This is a genomic window from Shinella zoogloeoides (assembly GCF_030733845.1).
Classification (GTDB): Bacteria; Pseudomonadota; Alphaproteobacteria; order Rhizobiales; family Rhizobiaceae; genus Shinella; species Shinella zoogloeoides_C.
The window spans coordinates 949336-971964 of the sequence record NZ_CP132311.1 but is presented as its reverse complement, the minus strand read 5'-3'; the positions used below and the strand labels follow the sequence as shown (position 1 = coordinate 971964).

Here is a 22629-nt window from a genome sequence, read left to right as displayed (position 1 = left end):
TTCGAGCCCGCTGCACCGCCGCCACCGGACTCGTGATCTTGCGCGGTCCGTCCCGAAGAGGCGCAAGGCCCCGTGGATTCCGCGATACCGCATCCTCGACTTTTGCAGCTGCCGGGTCGAATGCCGGTACGAATGCGTCTGCCATTGATCCCAATGCGTCATGGAACCATCAAATCCGCGGGAACGTCCCGACTTTGTCCAGGCCGCAGATCACGCCGGCAATGGTATGATACAATTCAGCTTTTTCAAACCGGAAAACGAGAAAGGCCGGCATCCGCCGGCCTTGCCTCGTTACGACATGGTGTAGAAGCTGTGCGGGGTCAGGCCTCGCGCCGTCCCTGGATGACGTGCACGCGCCCGCCCGCCTCCACGCGTGCGTAGAGGTCGATGACGTCGTGGTTGAGCATGCGCACGCAGCCGCTCGACATGGCCTCGCCGATCGACCACGGCTGGTTGGTGCCGTGGATGCGGAACATCGTGTCGTTGCCGTTCTGGTAGAGGTAGATGGCGCGGGCGCCGAGCGGGTTGTTGATGCCGCCGGGCACGCCGCCTGCATATTTCAGGTTCTTCTTCGGATCGCGGCGGATCATGTTCGGCGTCGGCGTCCAGCTCGGCCATTCGGCCTTGCGGCCGATATAGGCGTTGCCGGCCAGCGAATAGCCCTGCCGGCCGACGCCGATGCCGTAGCGCATCGCCCGCCCGCCCCCGAGCACGTAATAGAGCCGGCGCGCCGGCGTATCGACGACGATGGTGCCCGCGTCATGACCGGTCTCGTAGGCGACTTCCTGGCGGCGCAGCTCCGGCTTGATCTTGTCGAGCGGCATCGCCTTCAGGGGGTGCTTCTCGTCCATGCGGTCGCCGTAGTTGGCGCGGTCGCTGGTGCCGTTCGTCGCGCAGCCCGCGAGCAGTGCAGATGCGCCGAGCAGGAATCCGCGGCGGGAAATCGACATGGTTAAAGCCCCTTGAATATCTGTCCTCGGGGCTGAGAATTATGCGGTTATGGTTAATCGAGGGTTAAGGAGCGCGCTGCGGTTGCAGGTGATGTTAAGATGCGTGGCAAGAAAAAGGCCGCAGAAAGCGGCCTTCTTACGGTAATAGCGACTTACATGTTCGGATAGACCGGCCCCTTCGCCGCGCTCTTTCCTGCGGGAGTCCGTGCGGCCCGGCCTCCCCGAACACTACATGTTCGGATAGACCGGCCCTTCGCCCCCTTGTGGCGGCACCCAGTTGATGTTCTGGTTGGGGTCCTTGATGTCGCAGGTCTTGCAGTGCACGCAGTTCTGCGCGTTGATGACGAAGACGTCCTTGCCGTCCTTCTCCACCCACTCATAGACGCCGGCGGGACAGTAGCGCGTCGACGGACCGGCATAGACGTCGAGTTCCGAGGTCTTCTGCAGCTCCGGGTTCTTTAGTTGAAGGTGGATCGGCTGGTCCTCCTCGTGGTTGGTGTTCGACAGGAACACCGAGGAGAGACGGTCGAAGGTCAAGACGCCATCGGGCTTCGGATAGTCGATCTTGCTGTGTTTTGCCGCCGGCTCCAGGCTCTGCGCATCCGTCTTGCCATGCTTCAGTGTGCCGAAGAAGGAGAAGCCGAGCAGCGTGTTCGTCCACATGTCGAGGCCGCCGAGGGCGACGCCGATGGCCGTGCCGAACTTCGACCACAGCGGCTTGACGTTGCGCACCTTTTTCAGGTCCGAGCCGATGGCGCTGTCGCGCCAGCCCTGTTCGATCTCGATCGGCTCATCGTTGGCGCGGCCGTGGGCGATCGCATCCGCCAGCTTCTCGGCGGCGAGCATGCCCGACAGCACCGCATTGTGGCTGCCCTTGATGCGCGGCACGTTGACGAAGCCGGCCGAGCAGCCGATCAGCGCGCCGCCGGGGAAGGACAGCTTCGGCACCGACTGGTAGCCGCCCTCCGTGATCGCGCGCGCGCCGTAGGAAAGCCGTTTGCCGCCTTCGAAGGTGCCCCGGATCGCCGGATGCGTCTTGAAACGCTGGAACTCCTCGAAGGGATAGAGATAGGGGTTCTTGTAATTGAGATGCACCACGAAGCCGACGGCGACGAGGTTGTCTTCCAGATGGTACAGGAACGAACCGCCGCCGGTCTTCATGCCGAGCGGCCAGCCGAAGGAGTGCTGCACGAGGCCGGGCTTGTGGTTCTCAGGCTTCACCTGCCAGAGCTCCTTGAGGCCGATGCCGAACTTCTGGGGCTCGCGATCCTTCTGGAGGTCGAACTTCGCGATCAGCTGCTTGGCGAGCGAACCGCGCACGCCTTCGGAGATCAGCGTGTACTTGCCGAGCAGCGCCATGCCGCGGGTATAGTTCGGGCCGGGCTCGCCGCTCCGCTCGATGCCCATGTCGCCGGTGGCGACGCCGATGACCGCGCCCTCGTCATTGTAGAGCACTTCGGTCGCGGCAAAGCCGGGATAGATCTCGACGCCGAGTTCCTCCGCCTTCGTCGCCAGCCAGCGACAGACATTGCCGAGCGAGACGATGTAGTTGCCGTGGTTGTTCATCAGCGGCGGCATGGCGAAGTTCGGCAGGCGCACGGAGCCCGCCGGGCCGAGCAGCAGGAAGTGGTCGTCCTTGACCTCGGTCTTGAAGGGATGGCTGTCGTCCTCGCGCCAGTCGGGCAGCAGGCGGTCGATGCCGATGGGATCGACGACCGCGCCCGAGAGGATATGCGCGCCGACTTCCGAGCCCTTTTCGAGCACGACGACGGTGAGATCAGGATTGACCTGCTTCAGCCGGATCGCGGCGGACAGACCCGCAGGCCCCGCGCCGACGATCACCACGTCGAATTCCATGCTCTCGCGTTCGGGGAGTTCCATTTCTTCGCTCATTCTTATCTCCACCCCGCAACCCCTCAAAAGTCGCGGAAATTCCCTCGGTCGGCCTGTCATGGCAAATACGGGAAACCTTGTCGAGCCGTTCTGCGACAGAGTTTCCCTGCATTGCGCATGACGTCATGATAGGACCGAAAGTTTATTTACTTTAACGTAAACGTCAACCGATTGTCGCACGCGCCGCTACCAGCTCGCTTGATTCCGTTTCCTCACGGGACTAGGCATTTTTCAGCCAGCCACCGGTGAGGGTCGTTACCATGTCCGAGATTATCCGATCGCTCCAGCGCGACTTGAACGATTTCGGCGAGGACCTTCACCTTATCGGAAGCGAAAAACTTGCCGACCGGCACGCCGGCGAGCATCCCGGGAATTTCGGCGCGGGCGCCATGGCGGTGCCCGCGACGCCGGAGGCCGCCGCCGCCGTGGTGCGCTGGTGTGCCGCGAACGGCGTGCCGGTCGTGCCGCAGGGCGGTCGCACCGGCCTTGTCGGCGGCGGCATCAGCCGGCCGGGCGAGCTGATTCTCTCCACGGCGCGGCTGGACCGTATCGAGGCGATCGACCCCCTCGCCCGTACCGTCACCCTCGGCGCCGGCGTGACGCTGCAGGCCTTGCAGGAGGCGGCAGCCGGTTTCGGCCTTACCCCCGGCATCGACCTTGCCGCCCGCGGCAGCGCGACGATCGGCGGCATGATCGCCACCAATGCCGGCGGCATCCTCGCCTTCCGCAACGGCGTGATGCGCCACCAGGTGCTCGGCATCGAGGCCGTGATGCCGGACGGGAGCCTCTTCAGCGACCTGACGCGCGTCCTCAAGGTCAGCGCCGGACCCGATATCAAGCAGCTCCTCATCGGCTCGGAAGGCGCCTACGGCTTCGTCACGCGAGCCGTGCTGAAGCTCGACAGCTTCAATCCGATGCGCGCCACCGCGCTGGTCGGCGTCAGGGACGCCGCCTCTGCCCTCGCCCTCATCGCGCATTTCCGTGCCCTGCCCGCCCTCCAGCTCGAAGGCGCCGAACTGATGTGGGCGCGCTATTTCCGCGACAGCGCCGGGGAACGCCGCTTCGACCTCGACTGGCTGGAGGACGAGACGGCAGCCGTCCTCCTGATGGAGGTCTCCGCCGCCAGCGAAGCGGAGGCGCGCGACGCGCTGGAAGCGGGCCTTGCCGACCTCTGGGAACGGCACGGGCTGACGAGCGGCATCGTTGCCGCCTCGCTCGACCAGGCCCGCCGGTTCTGGGCCCTTCGCGAAGAGAGCGATTTCATCTACCGCCTCCACCCGGCCGCCCCCTCCTACGACGTTTCCCTGCCGCCCGGCGCCCTCGACGACTATGCCGCAGGCCTGACGGCACGGTTGAAGACAGTGGATCCGGGTTTCGATGCCTATGTCTACGGCCATGTCGCGGACGGCAACCTGCATATTTCCGTCATCGGCAAGAGCGCGAACGCCGCGGCCCTGAAGGAGCCGATCGAGGATGCGGTCTATACGGGCATCGCCGAATCCGGCGGCAGCTTCTCCGCCGAGCACGGGGTTGGCACGGAGAAACGCCGCGCCTATCTCACCTATGGCAATCCGGCCCGCCGCGCCGTCGCGCAGGCGATCAAGGCCGCCTTCGACCCCGAAAACCTGTTCAATCCGGGCAAGGTGCCCTTCCGGGCCGATTGAGCCCACAGTCAAGGATTTCATCATGGATCTCGGCATCACCGGCAAGCGCGCCCTCGTCCTCGCCTCCTCCCGCGGCCTCGGCAAGGGTATCGCCGTGGCGCTCGCCCGCGAGGGCGCGCATGTGCTCCTGTGCGGGCGCAGCGTGGACGTGCTGAAGGCCAATTGCGACGCCATCAATGCGGAAGGTGCCGGCCGCGCCGACTGGGTACAGGCGGACCTCGGCGAGGAGGCCTTCGTGGAAAGCATCGTGGCGGCGGTCCAGGAGAAGCTGGGCGGGGTCGACATACTCGTCAACAATTCCGGTGGGCCGACGCCAGGCTCCACCGAGGACATGAGCGCGGAAAAGCTCGCCACCTATTTCCATTCCATGGTGCTCAGGATCATCACACTCACCAACCGGCTGCTGCCCGGCATGAAGGAACAGCGCTGGGGCCGCATCCTCACCGTCGCCTCCTCCGGCGTGATCGAGCCGATCCACGGCCTTGCGCTCTCCAACACGCTGCGCCCGGCGCTGGCCGGCTGGTCGAAGACGCTGGCGACGGAAGTCGCCGAATACGGCATCACTTCCAACATGCTGCTGCCCGGCAGCATCATGACCGACCGGCTGAAAAGCCTCGACGCGGCCGCTGCCGAGCGCAGCGGCAAGAGCATCGAGGACGTGCGCGCCGCCTCGGAAAAGGCCATTCCCGCCCGCCGCTACGGCACCGTCGAGGAATTCGCCGCCACCGCCGCCTTCCTGTGCAGCGCGCCGGCAAGCTACGTCACCGGCAGCCTCGTGCGTTGTGACGGCGGGGCCGCACACTCGGTCTGAGGACCGCCCTTCCCCTTGCCAATCTCCATCGCCTGTGCCATCTGGCGCGCTCTCAAATTCTCGCGGGCGCGCTTCATGCGCCCTTTCGCGCGCGGAGCCTTCTCGCTCCGGTTCAACACATTCTGACGATGACAGGGGCACGGCGATGGCACGGGCACTAGGGCTGGATTTCGGCACGACGAACACGGTTCTGGCACTGGCGACGGGCGGCAGCGAAACGCGGTCCATGACCTTCGACAGCAGCGCCGGCACCACCGACACGATGCGCACCGCGCTCTCCTTCATGAAGGATCCGGTCGTCGGCGCGCAGGCGCTGAAGGTCGAGGCCGGACAGGCGGCGATCCGCCAGTTCATCGACAATCCCGGCGATTGCCGCTTCTTGCAGTCGATCAAGACCTTTGCGGCCAGCGCGCTCTTCCAGGGCACGCTGATCTTCGCCCGCCGGCACGCCTTCGACGACCTGATGGAAATCTTCCTGCGGCGGCTGAAGGCCTATGCCGGGGAGGCATGGCCGGCGGAGACCGCGCGGATCATCGCCGGCCGGCCGGTGCAGTTCGCCGGCGCCAGCCCCGATCCGGCGCTGGCGCTCGAGCGGTACAATGCGGCGCTGACCCGTCTCGGCTTCCCGGAAATCCACTATGTCTACGAGCCGGTGGCGGCGGCCTACTATTTCGCGCAGACGCTGAAGAGCGACGCCACCGTTCTCGTCGCCGATTTCGGCGGCGGTACGACGGACTATTCGCTCATCCGTTTCGAGCGAAAGGCGGGCCGGCTGTCCGCGACGCCGATCGGCCATTCGGGCGTCGGCATCGCCGGTGACCATTTCGATTCGCGCATGATCGAGCACCTCGTCGCCCCGGAGATCGGCAAGGGCACCTATTTCAAGAGCTTCGACAAGCTGCTGGAGGTGCCGAGCGGCTACTACGCCAATTTCGCGCGCTGGAACCAGCTGTCGATCTTCAAGACGACGCGCGAATTCGCCGACCTCAAGTCGCTGGTCCGCTCGGCGGTCGCGCCGGAGAAGCTGGAACTCTTCATCGACCTCGTCGAGCACGACGAGGGCTATCCGCTCTACCAGGCGATCTCGGCCACCAAGATGGCCCTGTCGGCGTCCGACGAGGCGGAGTTCAACTTCGCGCCGCTCGGCGCCGCCGGGCGCAAGACGGTGAAGCGCGCCGATTTCGAGCAATGGATCGCGCCGGACCTCGCCCGCATCGAAGGGGCGCTCGACGAGGTGCTGGAAAAGACCGGTACGGCGCCTGATGCGATCGACAAGGTGTTCCTGACCGGCGGCACCTCCTTCGTGCCGGCGGTTCGCCGCATCTTCACCAATCGCTTCGATGCCGGGAAGATCGAGAGCGGCGGCGAATTGCTGTCGATCGCGCACGGTCTTGCCCTCATCGGCGAAAGCGACGACGTCGCGACGTGGACGGCGTGAGCGCGGCGCTTTCCTCTGCAAGCCCGCTTCGCTAAGGTAGGGAAATGAACGCCGCCAGAGACCTCCACCCCGAGCAATTGAGAGCGCTTCTGCATTTCTATGCGGATGCGGGCGTGGACTGGCTGCTGGAAGAAGAACCGGTCGACCGCATCGCCGAATTCGAGGCGATGCGCGCGGCGCGCGGCGCTTCGGCGCCGCGGGAGACCGCGCCCGTGCCGCAGCAGCAGCTAGGCCGCCAGGCGCCGGCACGGCAGGAGCAGCCGCGTCCCGCACTCCCTGCCCCGATGCCGAACGTGGCGATCCCCGACAGCCAGGCGGTGGCTGAAGCCGAATCCGCCGCCGCCGGCGCCCGCACGCTGGAGGATCTGCGCACGGCCATGGAGGCCTTCAACGGCTGCAACCTGAAGACCAGCGCCCGCTGCCTCGTCTTTGCCGAGGGCAATGCGAAACCCTCCGTCATGGTGGTCGGCGCCATGCCGAATGCCGACGACGACCGCGACGGCCTGCCCTTTTCCGGCCGGCAGGGCGCGATGCTCGACCGCATGCTCGCCGGCATCGGGCTCGCCCGCGCCGATCTCATGCTGACCAACGTCGTGCCGTGGCGGCCGCCGGGCAATCGTCCGCCGTCGCAGCGCGAGGCCGACATCTGCCGGCCCTTCATCGAGCGGCAGATCGCGCTGGCGGAGCCGAATCACCTGCTGATTCTCGGCAATTTCGCCGCGCGATTCCTGTTGCGCTCCAACGACACGATCCACCAGTTGCGCGGGGAATGGCGGGAAATCGACGTTTCAGGGCGCAAGGTGCCGGCTTTTGCGACGCTTCATCCGCAGGACCTGATGACATCGCCGATCAGCAAGCGGCTCGCCTGGCAGGACCTGCTCGCTTTTCGTGCAGGGCTCGGCGGCTAGCCCGCGAAAGCGTTTTCAATCTTTTCAATGCATTAGGTCGGAAGCGCTTCTAACGTTCTCCAGATTCGCCGCGAACCTGCCTCAAGCATGAACAAAATGTTTCAGCAGCCATGCGGATTGCACATATCTGCCGGGCAGAATGTCGCATTGCAAAATTAATGCTGCGGCGCAATATAGAAGGACGGGAGGGACAGGATTTAAGGAATCGACCCATGACCGCCCGCTTTCGGCCCATCCATTCGAGCTTCGAAACGCTCCGCCATTCCGGGCTGCGCACCGGCCACGGCTTCGGCGGCATCGCTGCCCCGGCCAACGAGCAGCTCACGGCCACCGGTTTTGCCCGCATCACCCGTCCCGCGCAGCTCTTCTCCGAGTTCATCACACGCTGATCGGCTGCACGGCGCATCCGCGCCTCCCCCAACCAGAGGAGCACATCCATGGCTCATATCCGCAAGCTGATGTCCGACATCGCCGATATCCGCGCCGCCGTGAACGCCGCCCGGGAGTATTCCGTGCTGGCCTCCCTGCCGCGCGACGCTGCCCAGCGCCGCGACCCGCTCAAGGCCTTCCTGCCCAACTGAGGCAGCTTTGAAACCGGCCCTGGCCGTGATATGATCTCCATCGCGAGGAGGTGAGACGACGTTCCTCCGGTGGAGACCGGGCCGAAGCCCGATCTCCGTTTTCTTAGCTGATCGTCAGGGTGAACCGCCAAGTCCTGAACCTGATGACCAGCGTAAGCCGGATTTTCAATCGTCTCACCTCCTTTCAATATGCCAGGAATGCACCCGGCACACCTTCCTAGCACAACCCCTCCGGGAATTCCCATTAATCCCTGCTTCCAAAGGCTTTTTTGGTTTACGCCAGCCGCTGTCGCAGTAGACAGGGCACGGCCACCGCAATAGAGCGACACTCCGAAACCGAACGCGCCATCGCGCCTCTCCCGGAGCCTCCCATGCTGGCGAGCCTTGTGTCGATCCTCAGCCTGATGCTGTCCACCCTTCTGATGATGGTGGCCTTCGGCCTGCAAAGCTATGTCGTGCCGGTGCGCGCGGTCGCGGAGGGATGGTCGACGCAGACGATCTCGATGATCGCGACCGGCTATACGATAGGCTTCACGCTGTCGTGCATCGTCACCCCGAAATTCATTCTGCTCGTCGGACATGTACGCGTCTTCGTGGCGCTGATCACGCTGCTTGCCGTCGGCATCCTTCTCTGCGCCCTCGTCGTCGACTGGCGCGCCTGGATGCTGTTCCGCGCCATATCGGGCTTTGCCATTTCCGGCAGCTACCTCATCATCGAGAGCTGGCTGAACGAGCGCGTCACCAACGAAAACCGCGGCTCGGTCTTCTCCATCTACCTGATCACCACGATGGTCGGCACCATCGGCGGGCAGTATCTCGTCCCGCTCGGCGATCCGTCCAACACCACGCTCTTCATCCTGTGCGGCATTATCTTCTCCATCGCCCTGCTGCCGACCGCGCTGACCTCCTCGCCGCTGCCGGCGCCGCCGACGCAGGCGCGCTTCAACGTGCCGAAGCTCTACCGGCGCTCACCGGTCGCCGTCGTCGGCGCGTTCCTTGCCGGCGCGCTCTCCGGCGCTTGGCTTAACCTCGGCGGCGTGTTCACCCAGCGCACCGGGCTTTCGACAGCGGAAGGCGCGACGCTGCTCGCCTGCGTCCTCCTCGGCAGCGCCCTTTCGCAAATCCCGATCGGCCGCGCCTCGGACCGCATGGACCGCCGGCTCGTCATGGTCGCCTGCGGCATCGTCGGGACCGTCTCCTGCCTCGTCATGGCGCTGGTCTCCGGCGGGCCGCCAGTGCTGCTCTACGTCGTCGCGGCTTTCGTCGGCTCGGTCATCTTCCCCATCTATGCGCTGAACGTGGCGCATGCCAACGACCGCGCGCAGCCGGACGAATATGTCGAGGTCTCCTCCGGCATGATGATCGTCTACGGGTTCGGGACGATCTCCGGCCCGCTGATGGTCGGCCCGATCATGGACCGCTTCGGCCCCGGCGCGCTGTTCATGGTGCTGGCGGTCTATTTCCTGCTCTACGGCGCCTATGCCGCCTGGCGCATCAGCCGCCGCGAGGATGCCGACGGGCTCGTCAGCAAGACGGACTACCAGGCGATGGCCGTGCAGCCGCTCGGCGCGGATGCGGCCGCCGCGGCGCTCCAGCCGGATGCCGTCTCCGAAGATCTCGTCGAGGACACGACGACGCCGGAATGGCGTCAGCCCTGAGGCGTCTGGTGCCGGAGCTCTGCCCGGCGCTTCAACTCGAGCCGGTGCTCGCGGAAGATGACGAAGATGCCGGCGCTGACGACGATGGCCGTGCCGGTCAGCATGGTGGCCGTCGGAACGTCGCCGAACAGGAAATAGCCGACGATGAGGCCGAGCACGATCGAGGTATATTCGAACGGCGCGATGGTCGACACGTCGGCATAGCGATAGCTTGCCGTTAGCAGAAGCTGGGCGATGCCGCCGCAGAAGCCGGCGAACATCATCATGACCAGCTCCGGCCAGCCGAGGTCGATCCAGCCGAACGGCAGCGTGCCGAGCGAGAAGACCGACGCGAACAGCGAGAAATAGAGCACGATGGTCGGCGTGCGCTCCGTCTGCACCAGCTTGCGCACCAGCACCATGGCGCAGGAACCTAGTAAGGCAAAGGCCAGCATGGCGAGCACGCCCATGGCCTCCGACGAGCCGAGGCCGCCGTCGCGGAAAAGCGTGAGGCGCGGCCAGCTTATGACGGCGACGCCGATGAGGCCGATGAGCACTGCCGTCCAACGGTAAACGCCCACCCGCTCCTTGAGAAAGACCGCGGCGACGATCACCGTGACGAGCGGAAGGGCATAGCCGAGCGCGATCGATTCCGGCAGCGGCAGATGCACGAGCCCGTAGAAGCCGAAGCCCATGGACAGGATGCCGATGAAGCCGCGCTTGAAATGGCCGAAGATGTCGTTGGTGCGGAAGGCGTCGCGCAACTGGCCCTTGACGCCGAGGAAGACGAGGATCGGCACCATGGCGAAGGCGGAGCGCAGGAAGGTGATCTGCCCCGCGGGAATCTCCTTGCCGGCCGCCTTGATGAGCGCCGACATGCACAGGAAGATCATCACCGAGGCGACCTTGAGGAAAATCCCCTTCATGGGATTGGGAGAATGCAAATCCATGCGGGAAACTCGCCATCGGCCGGCAGGCCATGGCACCAGGCGTTGAGGAGACCGGAGAACCGATTCAGAGGCCTGCAAGTTTAGCGGGATTGCCCGCCGGATGGGATCAATTCTGGTGATGCGTCGCGGATAATATTGATCGAACGTCCCCAAAATGGCCTGTCCCGACATGGCACGAATTTGTGAATTGGCGGGACCGCTGGAAATGAGATGTTAAGTGAATACGCATATCTATTCATGGAACTTGGGGGCAGACCGTCCCGGCGGACCGCATCGTCATGCACAGCGACACGGAACCGGACGGCAAAAAGCAGGACATATCGATGCGGACAGAGAACGGCCAGATCATCCACCTGGCGGACTATCGCCAGACTGACTTCGTTCTCGAGCGCGTCGACCTGACCTTCGAACTGGACCCGACGGAGACCAAGGTCGAGGCGCGGCTGATCTTCCATCGCCGCGAGGGCGTCGATCCCGCCGCGCCGCTCGTCCTCGACGGCGACGAACTGGTGATGACCGGCCTGCTCTTCGACCAGATGGAGATGGACGCCGCCCGCTACGACGCATCGCCCGACAGCCTGACGATCCGCGACCTGCCGGCGACAGAGCCCTTCGAGATCACGATCACCACGCAGATCAATCCCGAGGCCAACACGCAGCTCATGGGCCTCTACCGCACGAACGGCATCTACTGCACGCAGTGCGAGGCCGAGGGCTTCCGCCGCATCACCTATTTCCCCGACCGGCCGGACGTGCTCGCCGTCTACACGGTCAACATCATCGCCGACAAAGCGAGCTGCCCGCTGCTGCTCTCCAACGGCAACTTCCTCGGCGGCGCCGGCTATGGCGAAGGCAAGCATTTCGCCGCCTGGTTCGATCCGCACCCGAAGCCGTCCTACCTCTTCGCTCTGGTCGCGGGCGACCTCGGCGTGGTGGAGGATACGTTCACGACGATGTCGGGCCGCGAGGTGGCGCTGAAGATCTATGTCGAGCACGGCAAGGAGCCGCGCGCGGCTTATGCGATGGACGCGCTGAAGCGCTCGATGAAATGGGACGAGGAGGTGTTCGGCTGCGAATACGACCTCGATATCTTCATGATCGTCGCCGTCTCGGACTTCAACATGGGCGCCATGGAGAACAAGGGGCTCAACGTCTTCAACGACAAATACGTGCTGGCCGACCCCGAAACGGCGACCGACCAGGACTATGCGAATATCGAGGCGATCATCGCCCACGAATATTTCCACAACTGGACCGGCAACCGCGTCACCTGCCGCGACTGGTTCCAGCTCTGCCTCAAGGAAGGCTTGACGGTCTATCGCGACCACGAATTCTCCGCCGACCAGCGCTCGCGCGCCGTCAAGCGCATCGCCGAGGTACGGCACCTGAAGTCGGAGCAGTTTCCCGAGGATGCCGGCCCGCTCGCCCATCCGGTGCGCCCGACGAAATACCGCGAGATCAACAACTTCTACACGACCACCGTCTACGAGAAGGGTTCCGAGGTGACGCGCATGATCGCGACCATCCTCGGCCGGGACGGCTTCAAGAAGGGCATGGACCTCTATTTCGAGCGTCACGACGGCGATGCGGCGACGATCGAGGATTTCGTCAAGTGCTTCGAGGATGCCAACGGCGTCGATCTTAGCCAATTCTCACTCTGGTACAGCCAGGCCGGCACGCCGCTCGTCAGCATCTCGTCGAGCTACGATCAGGCGAAGGGCGACTTCACACTCTCGCTGGAACAGATGATCCCGCCGACGCCGGGCCAGGCCGCCAAGGACCCGATGCACATTCCGCTGCGTTTCGGCCTGCTGCTTGCCGACGGCAGCGAAGCGGCGCCGGGTGCGATCAACGGCGCTGAGGTGACCGGCGACGTGCTGCATCTCAAGGAGCGCCGCCAGACCGTTACCTTCTCGGGGATTGCCTCGCGCCCGGTCGTTTCGCTCAACCGCGGCTTCTCCGCGCCGGTCAACCTGCATTTCGAGCAGGCCTCCGCCGACCTCGCCCATATCGCGCGCCATGACGACGACCTCTTTGCCCGCTGGCAGGCGCTGAACGACCTCGCGCTGCCGAGCCTCGTCGCGGCGGCGCGCAAGGCACGCGCGGGCGAACCGGTCGAGACCAATCCGGTTCTCGCCGACACGCTGATTGCCATCGCCGGCGACGAGACGCTCGAGCCCGCCTTCCGGGCGCAGGCGCTGGCGCTGCCCTCCGAATCCGATATCGCGCGCGAACTCGGCAGCAACAACGACCCGGACGCCATCCGTGCCGGCCGCGAGGCGGTGCTCGCCTTCGTCGCGAACCGCGATCCCGCCGTCTTCACCGCCCTCTTCGCCGGGCACCGCACCGAAGGCGCCTTCACGCCGGATGCGGCAAGCGCCGGCCATCGGGCGCTGCGCAATGCGGCCCTTGCCTATCTCGCGGTTTCCGACGGCACGCCGGCCCACGCGGCGGACGCCTTTGCCGCCGCCGACAACATGACCGACCTCAGCGCCGCGCTGACCGTGCTCGCCCATCGCTTCCCGGATGCGCCGGAGACGGCAAAAGCGCTGGAAGCGTTCCGCGCCCGCTTCGCCGACAATGCGCTGGTCATCGACAAGTGGTTCTCAATCCAGTCGACCATTCCGGGCGAAGGCGCGCTGGCGCGGGTCAAGGGGCTGATGGAAAGCCCGCATTTCAACAAGTCGAACCCGAACCGCGTGCGCGCCCTCGTCGGTACCTTCGCCTTCTCCAACCCGACCGGCTTCAACCGGGCAGACGGCGAAGGCTACCGGTTCCTCGCCGGGCAGATTCTTGAAATCGACCCGAAGAACCCGCAGCTCGCCGCCCGCATCCTCACCTCGATGCGCTCCTGGCGGGCTCTGGAAGAGGTGCGCTCCGACCACGCCCGCAACGCGCTGCGCAGCATCGCTGCGGGCGAAAAGCTCTCTTCCGACGTGTCCGATATCGTGGAGCGCATGCTGAAGGGCTGACCCTTCAGCTCACTTGTCCGGCGGGCAGACGCGGATGCGGTGGCCGTCCGGATCGAGCGCGACGAAGGTGCGGCCGAAGACGGCCGCGAACGGCGGCTGCTCGATCGTGACACCGGCCGCCTGCCACTTTTCGTGCAGATCGTCGATCGCTGCATCGTCTTCAACGACGATGGCGATCTCGGAGCGATGACCGGAGCCTGCCGAAACGAAATCCGTCGCGCTTGTCGACCACAGGCCGAGACCGAGGCCATTGTCGAACCGGAAGGCGACGAAGCCGGGCGATTGCGCGACCGGCGCGCGCCCGAAGAGCGTTTCGTAGAAGCGGCCGCTTGCGGCGGGATTCTCGACATAGAGGATCAGGAGATTGGGAGAGATCATGGGGATCGTCCTTTCTTTGCGTTGACGGGGCGATGCTAGGCGACACCGCTGCCAAAAACTGGCAGTATCCTGCCATGGCCCGATCCGAACGACTGCTCGCCCTCCTCCAGATCCTGCGCCGCCATCGCCGGCCGGTGAGCGGCGCGGCGCTTGCCGGCGAACTTGGCGTCAGCATTCGCACGCTCTACCGCGACATCGCCTCCTTGCAGGCGCAGGGCGCCGATATCGAGGGCGAACCCGGCGTTGGCTATGTGCTCCGGCCCGGCTTCATGCTACCGCCCCTGATGTTCTCGCAAGGCGAGCTGGAGGCGCTGACGCTCGGTTTTCGCTGGGTACAGAAATTCGCCGACACGCCGATGACGAAGGCCGCGTCCGATGCCCTTGCCAAGATTTCGGCGGTGCTGCCAGCGGAGCTTCGCGACGAATTGGAGAATACGGCGCTGCTGGTCGGTCCGCGCAAGGTCATCGACAGCGAAGTGGTCGGTCTCGCGGTGCTGCGCGCGGCGATCCGCCGGGAGCGCAAGGTCCGGCTGTCCTATGAGGACGGCGCCGGCAGTTTGACCGAACGCATCGTCTGGCCGGTCGCGCTCGGCTATTTCGAGGAAACGCGCATGCTGGTCGCCTGGTGCGAATGGCGGCAGGGCTACCGGCACTTCCGCACCGACCGCATGCGGTCCCTTGCCCTCCTCGACCAGCGCTATCCGCGCCGTCGCACGGCCATGCTAAAAGAGTGGCGGGAAGCCGATATGGGACCGCGCCGACGCCCGGCGCCGGACGCAGCCGTCCCGCCGGCAAATGCGATTTCCCAACCATGAGAAATGGTTAAGGAACTTTTACCTTTTTCTATGGACAAGCCGAATCACAATTGATTCATTAGGGCAGATTCGGGCGAGCGGCGCGGCGAATCACACGAGGGTTACAAAGGTTTATGACTATGGCGGACGCGCAACGAGGACGCGCAGCCGGCGGGTGGACTCGTCTCAAATTTCCGGGAATGGCGGCCTGGGAAAATGAACTGACGGGACAGGCGAAGATTTTCGCCGGACCTGCCGCACGGCATCTGACACGGGCCGAGCCTGTGCTGAAACGGTCGATACCGATCCTGATCATCGCATTCCTGTTTGTCGTGGCGATCTCCCGGATGGTGGGTATCCTGATCGAGCACGACCGGATGGAGACGGGTGTGCGCGACACGACCTCGCTGACGGCGATGGCCGTTGGCGCGGTCTTCTCCGGCCCGATGGCCGACAGCCTCGTGAAATCCGATCGCATGGCGGCCGAGGCGGCGCTCTCTGTGCACCTGCCGCAAGATAGAATGCAGCCGGGCGGCATCGTTCTCTTCGTCGAGGAGAAGGGGCGCGTCTTCGGCGCCTCGCTGGCGGCGGCGCGCTATGTCGGCCAGTCGCTTGCGCGCTTCTCCCCCGACCTTGCGGCCACGCAGTATTTCGGCGATCCGGCCAGCGTCTTCCGCACCCGCATCGGCGGGCAGGAATACTACGCCTCGCTCGTGCAGATGCCGCGCAAGGGCGGCTTCATCGTCGTCGCCAATCCGCTCGGCCAGCTTGCCGTATTCTGGCGCGACGAGGTGGCGCTGAACGTCACGCTGTTCTCAGGCATTTCGGCGATCCTGCTCGTCATTCTCTACGCCTACTACATCCAGGCCAAGCGGGCGCGCGATGCCGACGCGATCTTCGCCGAATCCAACCTGCGCGTGGAGACGGCGCTCGCCCGCGGCCGCTGCGGCCTGTGGGATTTCGACCTTGCGAACCGGCGGCTGTTCTGGTCGCGCTCCATGTACGAGATGCTCGGCATGCCGGCGCGCGACAGCGTGCTCTCCTTCGGCGATGCGGCGCGCCTGATGCATCCCGACGACGACGGCATCTACCAGGTCGCCCGCGCGGTCGCCCGCGGCGAAGCCAAGCAGGTGGACCAGGTCTTCCGCATGCGCCATGCCGAGGGACACTATGTCTGGCTGCGCGCCCGCGCCCAGCTCATCCGCATGGCCTCCGGCCGCATGCATATGATCGGCATCGCCATGGACGTCACCGAGCAGCACCGGCTCGCCCAGCGCTACCAGGAGGCCGACCAGCGGCTGGCCGACGCCATCGAATGCACCTCCGAGGCCTTCGTGCTGTGGGACAAGCACGACCGGCTCGTCATGTGCAATGCGCACTACCAGCAGGCCTACGGGCTTCCCGACGACGTGCTCGTGCCCGGCACCGAGCGCGGCACAGTGCATGCCGCGGCCGCGCGCCCGGTCATCGAGCGCCGCATCGCGGACGCCGACGGCACCGGCGCCTCCCAGACGAGCGAGGTCCAGCTTGCCGACGAGCGCTGGCTGCAGATCAACGAGCGGCGCACGCGCGACGGCGGCCTTGTCTCCGTCGGCACCGACATCACCATGATGAAGCGCCATCAGGTCCGGTTGCGCGAATCCGAGCGCCGCCTGATGGCGACCATCGGCGACCTCTCGGCCTCCCGCGCCAAGCTGGAACGGCAGAAGTCGGAGCTTTCGCTGGCCAACGCCAACTATCAGGCGGAAAAGGACCGCGCCGAGGCGGCCAACCGCGCCAAGTCGGAATTCCTCGCCAACATGTCGCACGAGCTGCGCACGCCGCTCAACGCCATCCTCGGCTTTTCGGAAATCCTGCAGAACCAGATGTTCGGCCCGATCGGCTCGGACAAATACCGCGAATATTCCCGCGACATCCACGAGAGCGGCAAGCACCTGCTCAACGTCATCAGCGATATCCTCGACATGTCGAAGATCGAGGCCGGCCATATGCGCATCAGCTGCGAGACGGTCGATCTGGCGCCGCTGATCGAGGAGACCATGCGCCTGACCATGCTGCAGGCGGAGAAGAAGAACATCGAGGTGCGGCAGGCATGCCCGTGCAACCTTCTGGCCGTCGCCGACCGCCGCGCCATGAAGCAGATCCTGCTCAACCTTCTGTCGAACGCGATGAAGTTCACCAATTCCGGCGGCAAGGTGGAGGTGCGGGCGCGCAAGGTGGATGGCGCCGTCACGCTGACGATCGCCGATACCGGCATCGGCATCCCCAAGTCTGCGCTCCAGAAGATCGGTCAGCCCTTCGAGCAGGTGCAGAGCCAGTACGCCAAGAGCAAGGGCGGCTCCGGCCTCGGGCTCGCCATCTCCCGCTCGCTGGCGCACCTGCACGGCGGCGCCATGCGCATCCACTCGGTCGAGGGCAAGGGCACGATCATCTCCGTGCGCATTCCCGACCGCGAACGCCTCGCGGCGCTGCATCTGGTGGCGGCGTAAGGGACAGGGCGGAGGTCAGGCCTTGACCGTCGCCTGAAAAATCTTGCGCACCACCTTCGACACCCGGCGGATCTCCGCCTCCAGCGTGCGCAGGTCCGGGCAGTCGCCCGCCCGGCAGACGAGGTCGACGAGGCCGGCCGGCGCCTCCTTGGGATCGAAGCCGCCGTCGACGCAGAGGCGCACGATCTGGGAAATCTCGGTATAGAGGACAAGCGCCTTCTGCACCGTGTCGAGATCGTTCGGGTCCATCATCGTTTCGCCGAGCACGCCCAGCGCATCGCCCGTCGCCACGGCCTTTTCCGGCTGCGGCGCGCCCCGTGCCGGCGCGACGAGCGCCAGGAACTGCGCGATGAACTCGATGTCGATCAGGCCGCCCGCGATGAGCTTCAGGTCCCAGATGTCCTTCGGCGGCTTTTCCTGGTCGATGAGGTCGCGCATTTCCGCGACGTCCTTGGCGATCCTGGCCGTGTCGCGCTTGCGGGCGAGCACAGTGCGGAAGATCTCCTCCGCCTGCCGGACGAGGCTTTCGTCGCCGCAGAGAACGCGGGCGCGCGTCAGCGCCATATGCTCCCAGGTCCAGGCCTCCTCCTCCTGGTACTTGGCGAAGGAGGTGATGCGCGTCGCCACTGGCCCCTTGTTGCCGGATGGTCGAAGCCGCATGTCGACCTCGTAGAGCACGCCCTCGGCCGTCGGCGCGGAGAGCGCCGCGATCAGCCGCTGGGTGATGCGGGTGAAATACTTGATGTTGTCGAGCGGCTTGGGCCCGTCCGATTCGAAGGCATCGCCGTCGTGGTCGTAGAGCAGGATCAGGTCGATGTCGGAGCCGGCGGTCAGCTCGAAACTGCCGAGCTTGCCCATGCCGACCAGCGCCACCCGCCCGCCGGGGAATTTTCCATGCGCCGCCTCGATCTCCTCCAGCACCGCCTTCAGCGCCGCCGCGACGATGAGGTCGGCGACGTGGGTGAAGGCACGCCCGGCCTGTTTTCCGGTGATCGCCCCGGTCAGGAGGCGGATGCCGATGAGGAAGCGCTGCTCCGCCGCGATGATGCGCAGGCGATCGAGGATTTCCTCGTAGTGCCGCGCGCCGGAGACGAACCCCTCGATGCGCGCGGAGAGATAGGCGCGGGTCGGCAGTTCGGCGAGAAGGCCGGGATCCAGCATGCCGTCGAAGACATGGGGTTTTGCCGCGATCACCTCGGCCAGCCGCGGGGCCGACGACATGATGTTGACGATGAGGGAAAGCAGCGCCGGATTGTTGCCGAGCAGCGAGAAGAGCTGGATGCCCGCCGGCAGGCCGGAGATGAAGCTGTCGAAGCGCAGCAGCGCCTCGTCCGCCCGCTTGCTCTCGCCGAAGACGCGCAGCAATTGCGGCGTCAGCTCCGTCAGCCGCTCGCGCGCCTCGACCGATTGCGTGGCGCGGTAGCGGCCATAGTGCCAGGTGCGGATGGTGCGGGAAATGTCGGCCGGACGCTCGAAGCCGAGGCGCTTCAGCGTCTCCAGCGTGTCGGGATCGTCCTTCTGGCCGGTGAAGACGAGATTGCCGGTCTCGGAGGAGAGCTTCGCCTCCTGCTCGAAGAGCGCCGCATAGCGCCGCTCGACGGTCTTCAGCACCGCGACGAGCTTTGCCGAGAAGGCGGCGGTATCCTCGAAACCGAGCATGAAGGCGATGCGCTTCAGTTCGGCCTCGGTCTCCGGCAGCAGGTGCGTCTGCTCGTCGCGCACCATCTGCACGCGGTGCTCGACATCGCGCAGGAACCAGTAGGCCTCGGTTAGTTCCCTTGCCGTCGCTTCATCGATCCAGTTCGCCTTGGCGAGTTCCGCCAGCATCGGCTCGGTGGCGCGCAGGCGCAGCGCCGGCACGCGCCCGCCGGCGATGAGCTGCTGGGTCTGCACGAAGAACTCGATCTCGCGGATGCCGCCGCGGCCGAGCTTGACATTGTGCCCCTTGACCGCGATCTCGCCATGCCCCTTGTGGACATGGATCTGCCGCTTGATCGAGTGGATGTCGGCGATCGCCGCATAGTCGAGATATTTGCGGAAGACGAAGGGGACGAGCCCCTTGAGGAAGGCCTCGCCGGCCTTGAGATCGCCGGCGACGGGCTTGGCCTTGATGAAGGCCGCGCGCTCCCAGTTCTGTCCCCGGCTCTCGTAGTAGAGCATCGCCGAATCGAAGGAGATGGCGAGCGGCGTCGCGCCAGGGTCGGGCCTGAGGCGCAGGTCCGTGCGGAAGACGTAGCCGTCCGCCGTGCGCTCCTGCAGGATGCGGATCAGCCGGCGCACGAGGCGCGAGAAGGTCTCGACCGTCTCGCTCGGATCGGCCGCGATGTCCGCCATCGGATCGAAGAAGACGACGAGATCGATATCTGAGGAATAGTTGAGCTCCGCGGCGCCGAGCTTGCCCATGCCGAGCACGATCAGACCGGATCCCTCGCTCGGATGGGCCGGATCGGGCAGCTTCAGCTTGCCGCTTTCGTGCGCCGAGAGCAGCAGATGATCGATGGCGGCGGAGGTCGCCGCCTCGGCCAGCGCCGTCAGGAGCGCCGTGGTGCGGCGCGCGTCGAAAATGCGGGCGAGATCGGCGAGCGCCGTGAGGAAGGCGACTTCGCGCTTGGCGACGCGCAGCCGCGTCATCACCATAGCCTCCGTCACCTCGCCGCCTTCCGGTTGCCAAGCCGTGCGGGCGCGGGCGATGGCGGCCTCGATGGCCGGCAGGATCGGTTCTTCCAGCGCGCGGGCGAGCAGGCGGGGGTCGATGCGGGCGGTGTCGCGCAGATAGGGCGAGAGCGAGAAGGCCGCGACGATGAAGTCCTTGAGCGGCCCCTCCTCGCCCAGGAGCTTTGCGATGGCGGCGTGCTCCTTGGCCCAATCCTTGAGATCGGACAAAACCGATTTGACTTCCGTCTGGCTCAGCGGCCGGATCGGGGAAGTCGAAAGATCGGAAAACCGCGTCGCTTCCGTCACGCTCATGATGTCTCCTCGCCCTGTCAGGGACGAGGTGTATCAGTCCGGAAGGATGGGGAAAACCATCCTGACCGTCAGCCCCCGATTGTTTTCCCGCTCGGGATGGGTCGCATCCAGCTCCAGGCGGCCGTGATGCATCTCCATGACGGCGCCGACGAGCGACAGGCCGAGCCCCGTCCCCGGCTTCGAGCGGCTGGCGTCGAGGCGCACGAAGCGCTTCACCACGTCCTCGCGCTTCTCCTCCGGCACGCCGGGGCCGCTGTCGGCGACCGAAAGCACGACATCGCCGTCGCGGCGTGCGAGCGAGACACGGATATCCGGTTCGCCGCCGCTGCCCTCGGCATATTTGATCGCATTGTCGATGAGGTTGCCGAGCGCCTGGCCGACGAGTTCGCGGTTGCCCTTGATCTCGATGTCCTCCGCGATCTCGGTGACGAGCCGGAGGCCGCTGTCCTCGGCGACCGGCTCGTAGAGTTCGGTGCTGTCGAGGGCGATGCCGCTGATGTCGATGGCGCTCATTTCCGCCGGCGCCTGCCCGGCCTCGACACGCGAGATCATCAGGAGCGCGTTGAAGGTGCGGATGAGCTGGTCCGATTCGCCGATCATCTCCTCCAGCGCCGTGCGGTGCTCGGCCTTCTCGCCGCCGGCCAGCGCCGCCTCCGCCTTGTTGCGCAGGCGCGTCAGCGGCGTCTTCAGGTCATGCGCGATGTTGTCGGAGACCTGCTTGAGGCCTTCGTTCAGCTTCTCGATGCGGCCGAGCATGGTGTTCAGCGATTCCGACAGCCGGTCGAATTCGTCGCCCGAGCCGCTCGTTGGCAGGCGTTGCGAGAGGTCGCCGGCCATGATGCGCTGGCTGGCGTCCGACATGCGGTCCATGCGTTTCAGCGCGTTGCGGCCGATGAGATACCAGATGGCGAGCGCGCCGACGCCCATGACGCCAAGCGCCACCATCAGCGCCTGGCGCACCAGCCTGCGGAAATTCTCCGGCTCGCCGAGGTCGCGCCCGACCAGCACGCGCAGCCCGTTGGACAGCAGGATGACCTGCGCATAGGCCATCGGGCGGTTGTTGCCGCGCGCTTCCTCCTGGTAGCGCTGGTAGCGGAACGGCGTCTCCGTCCAGCCCTCCGTGTCGAGCACGCCCGGCTGGATCGACGCCACGTTGCCGGCCAGCACCTCGCCGGTGGGGCTTGCGATGATGTAGAGGTTGGCGCCCGGCTGGCGCGCGCGCCGTTCCAGCGTGCGCAGCAGGCCGTTCATGCCGTTGTTGTCGAAGACACGCTCGATCTGCTCTGTTTCCTGCGCCACCGCCTCGCGCATCTGTTGCTGCAGCAGTCCTTCCGACATGGAGGAGACGTAGAAGACGAGGAAGGCCGCGCAGGCGGCAAAAAGCAGGAGGTAGAGCGCGGAAAGGCGCACCGCGGTGGTGCGGTAGAGCGCGGTGAGCCGGCCGAGCAATCGCTGCATGGGATCAGCCCGCCGCCTCGTCCTTCATCATGTATCCGGCCCCGCGCACGGTGCGCAGCAGCGGCTGGTCGAAGTCCTTCTCGATCTTCGAGCGCAGCCGCGAGACATGGACGTCGATGACGTTGGTCTGCGGGTCGAAATGATAGTCCCAGACGTTCTCCAGCAGCATGGTGCGCGTCACCACCTGTCCGGCATTCTTCATCAGGTATTCGAGCAGACGGAATTCGCGCGGCTGGAGGAGGATTTCCTTGCCGGCGCGCTTTACCGTGTGGGAGAGCCGGTCGAGTTCGAGATCGCCGACGCGGTAGACCATGTCCTGCTCGGGCGTTCCCTTGCGGCGGCCGAGCACTTCGATGCGCGCCAGAAGCTCGCTGAAGGCATAGGGCTTCGGCAGGTAGTCGTCGCCGCCGGCCCGCAGGCCCGTCACGCGGTCGTCGACCTGGCCGAGGGCGGAGAGGATCAGAACGGGCGTGTGGATGTTGCGGCGGCGCAGTTCCGAGATCAGCGAAAGCCCGTCCCGGCGCGGCAGCATGCGGTCGATGACCAGCACGTCGTAGCTGTTCTCTGTGGCGAGGAACAGGCCGCTTTCGCCGTCGCTCGCATGGTCGAGGACGATGCCCGCCTCGCGAAAGGCCTTCGAGAGATAGGCGGCCGCCTCCAGATCGTCTTCTACAATCAATATCTTCATCGCACCGACCTTACAGCATGTTGCGCGGGACTTTACCAGAAGCCCCGATAC

The 22629-nt window shown here is 65.6% G+C and carries 17 protein-coding genes; 10 read left to right on the top strand and 7 right to left on the bottom strand.

Annotation, left to right across the window (positions count from 1 at the left end):
* Positions 1 to 320: 320 nt before the first annotated feature.
* Both Q9316_RS05745 and Q9316_RS05740 read right to left on the bottom strand, forming a co-directional pair.
* Positions 321 to 950, bottom strand: coding sequence for a L,D-transpeptidase (locus tag Q9316_RS05745; protein ID WP_306034271.1), 630 nt, complete (start codon positions 948 to 950; stop codon positions 321 to 323).
* Between the two features lie 228 nt (positions 951 to 1178).
* Positions 1179 to 2843: an electron transfer flavoprotein-ubiquinone oxidoreductase gene (locus Q9316_RS05740; protein WP_306034270.1), complete on the bottom strand. Its 1665-nt coding sequence runs from the start codon at positions 2841 to 2843 to the stop codon at positions 1179 to 1181.
* Between the two features lie 260 nt (positions 2844 to 3103).
* Here Q9316_RS05740 and Q9316_RS05735 point away from each other — a divergent pair, with 260 nt between their 5' ends.
* The 7 genes from Q9316_RS05735 to Q9316_RS05705 all read left to right on the top strand — a co-directional run bounded on the left by Q9316_RS05735 (position 3104) and on the right by Q9316_RS05705 (position 9903).
* Positions 3104 to 4507, top strand: coding sequence for an FAD-binding oxidoreductase (locus tag Q9316_RS05735; RefSeq protein WP_306034269.1), 1404 nt, complete (start codon positions 3104 to 3106; stop codon positions 4505 to 4507).
* A 22-nt stretch (positions 4508 to 4529) separates the two neighbouring features.
* Positions 4530 to 5318 (top strand): SDR family oxidoreductase, encoded by a 789-nt coding sequence (locus tag Q9316_RS05730; RefSeq protein WP_306034268.1) that lies wholly within the window; start codon positions 4530 to 4532, stop codon positions 5316 to 5318.
* Between the two features lie 145 nt (positions 5319 to 5463).
* Entirely contained in the window at positions 5464 to 6756 is a 1293-nt protein-coding gene (locus Q9316_RS05725) for an Hsp70 family protein (protein WP_306034267.1), read from the top strand.
* A 44-nt stretch (positions 6757 to 6800) separates the two neighbouring features.
* Positions 6801 to 7664, top strand: coding sequence for a uracil-DNA glycosylase family protein (locus Q9316_RS05720; protein WP_306034266.1), 864 nt, complete (start codon positions 6801 to 6803; stop codon positions 7662 to 7664).
* Between the two features lie 212 nt (positions 7665 to 7876).
* Entirely contained in the window at positions 7877 to 8053 is a 177-nt protein-coding gene (locus Q9316_RS05715) for a hypothetical protein (protein ID WP_306034265.1), read from the top strand.
* Between the two features lie 48 nt (positions 8054 to 8101).
* Positions 8102 to 8245 (top strand): hypothetical protein, encoded by a 144-nt coding sequence (locus Q9316_RS05710; RefSeq protein ID WP_306034264.1) that lies wholly within the window; start codon positions 8102 to 8104, stop codon positions 8243 to 8245.
* Positions 8246 to 8616: 371 nt separating this feature from the next.
* The gene (locus tag Q9316_RS05705; protein WP_306034263.1) at positions 8617 to 9903 is read left to right on the top strand and encodes an MFS transporter; all 1287 of its coding nucleotides are present in this window, start codon (positions 8617 to 8619) and stop codon (positions 9901 to 9903) included.
* Here Q9316_RS05705 and Q9316_RS05700 read toward each other — a convergent pair.
* Positions 9894 to 10832, bottom strand: coding sequence for a DMT family transporter (locus Q9316_RS05700; protein ID WP_306034262.1), 939 nt, complete (start codon positions 10830 to 10832; stop codon positions 9894 to 9896). The two genes, Q9316_RS05705 and Q9316_RS05700, sit on opposite strands and share 10 nt — an antisense overlap.
* Before the next feature lie 323 nt (positions 10833 to 11155).
* Here Q9316_RS05700 and pepN point away from each other — a divergent pair, with 323 nt between their 5' ends.
* On the top strand, positions 11156 to 13804 hold the full coding sequence (gene pepN / locus Q9316_RS05695) for an aminopeptidase N (protein ID WP_306034261.1): 2649 nt from the start codon (positions 11156 to 11158) through the stop codon (positions 13802 to 13804).
* Between the two features lie 9 nt (positions 13805 to 13813).
* On the opposite strand, the gene Q9316_RS05690 is transcribed toward pepN, so the two are convergent.
* On the bottom strand, positions 13814 to 14182 hold the full coding sequence (locus tag Q9316_RS05690; protein ID WP_306034260.1) for a VOC family protein: 369 nt from the start codon (positions 14180 to 14182) through the stop codon (positions 13814 to 13816).
* A gap of 74 nt (positions 14183 to 14256) precedes the next feature.
* Between Q9316_RS05690 and Q9316_RS05685 the strand changes: the two genes are divergently transcribed.
* Together Q9316_RS05685 and Q9316_RS05680 are read left to right on the top strand one after the other, a co-directional pair.
* Positions 14257 to 14997 (top strand): helix-turn-helix transcriptional regulator, encoded by a 741-nt coding sequence (locus Q9316_RS05685; protein WP_306034259.1) that lies wholly within the window; start codon positions 14257 to 14259, stop codon positions 14995 to 14997.
* A gap of 119 nt (positions 14998 to 15116) precedes the next feature.
* The gene (locus Q9316_RS05680; RefSeq protein ID WP_306034258.1) at positions 15117 to 17465 is read left to right on the top strand and encodes a PAS domain-containing sensor histidine kinase; all 2349 of its coding nucleotides are present in this window, start codon (positions 15117 to 15119) and stop codon (positions 17463 to 17465) included.
* Between the two features lie 15 nt (positions 17466 to 17480).
* Here the strand turns inward: Q9316_RS05680 and Q9316_RS05675 are convergent, their stop codons facing one another.
* The 3 genes from Q9316_RS05675 to Q9316_RS05665 are packed head-to-tail and all read right to left on the bottom strand — an operon-like array spanning position 17481 to position 22578.
* Positions 17481 to 20432: a bifunctional [glutamine synthetase] adenylyltransferase/[glutamine synthetase]-adenylyl-L-tyrosine phosphorylase gene (locus tag Q9316_RS05675; protein ID WP_306034257.1), complete on the bottom strand. Its 2952-nt coding sequence runs from the start codon at positions 20430 to 20432 to the stop codon at positions 17481 to 17483.
* Positions 20433 to 20465: 33 nt separating this feature from the next.
* Positions 20466 to 21890: a sensor histidine kinase gene (locus Q9316_RS05670; protein WP_306034256.1), complete on the bottom strand. Its 1425-nt coding sequence runs from the start codon at positions 21888 to 21890 to the stop codon at positions 20466 to 20468.
* Between the two features lie 4 nt (positions 21891 to 21894).
* The gene (locus tag Q9316_RS05665; RefSeq protein WP_306034255.1) at positions 21895 to 22578 is read right to left on the bottom strand and encodes a response regulator transcription factor; all 684 of its coding nucleotides are present in this window, start codon (positions 22576 to 22578) and stop codon (positions 21895 to 21897) included.
* Positions 22579 to 22629 lie beyond the last annotated feature (51 nt).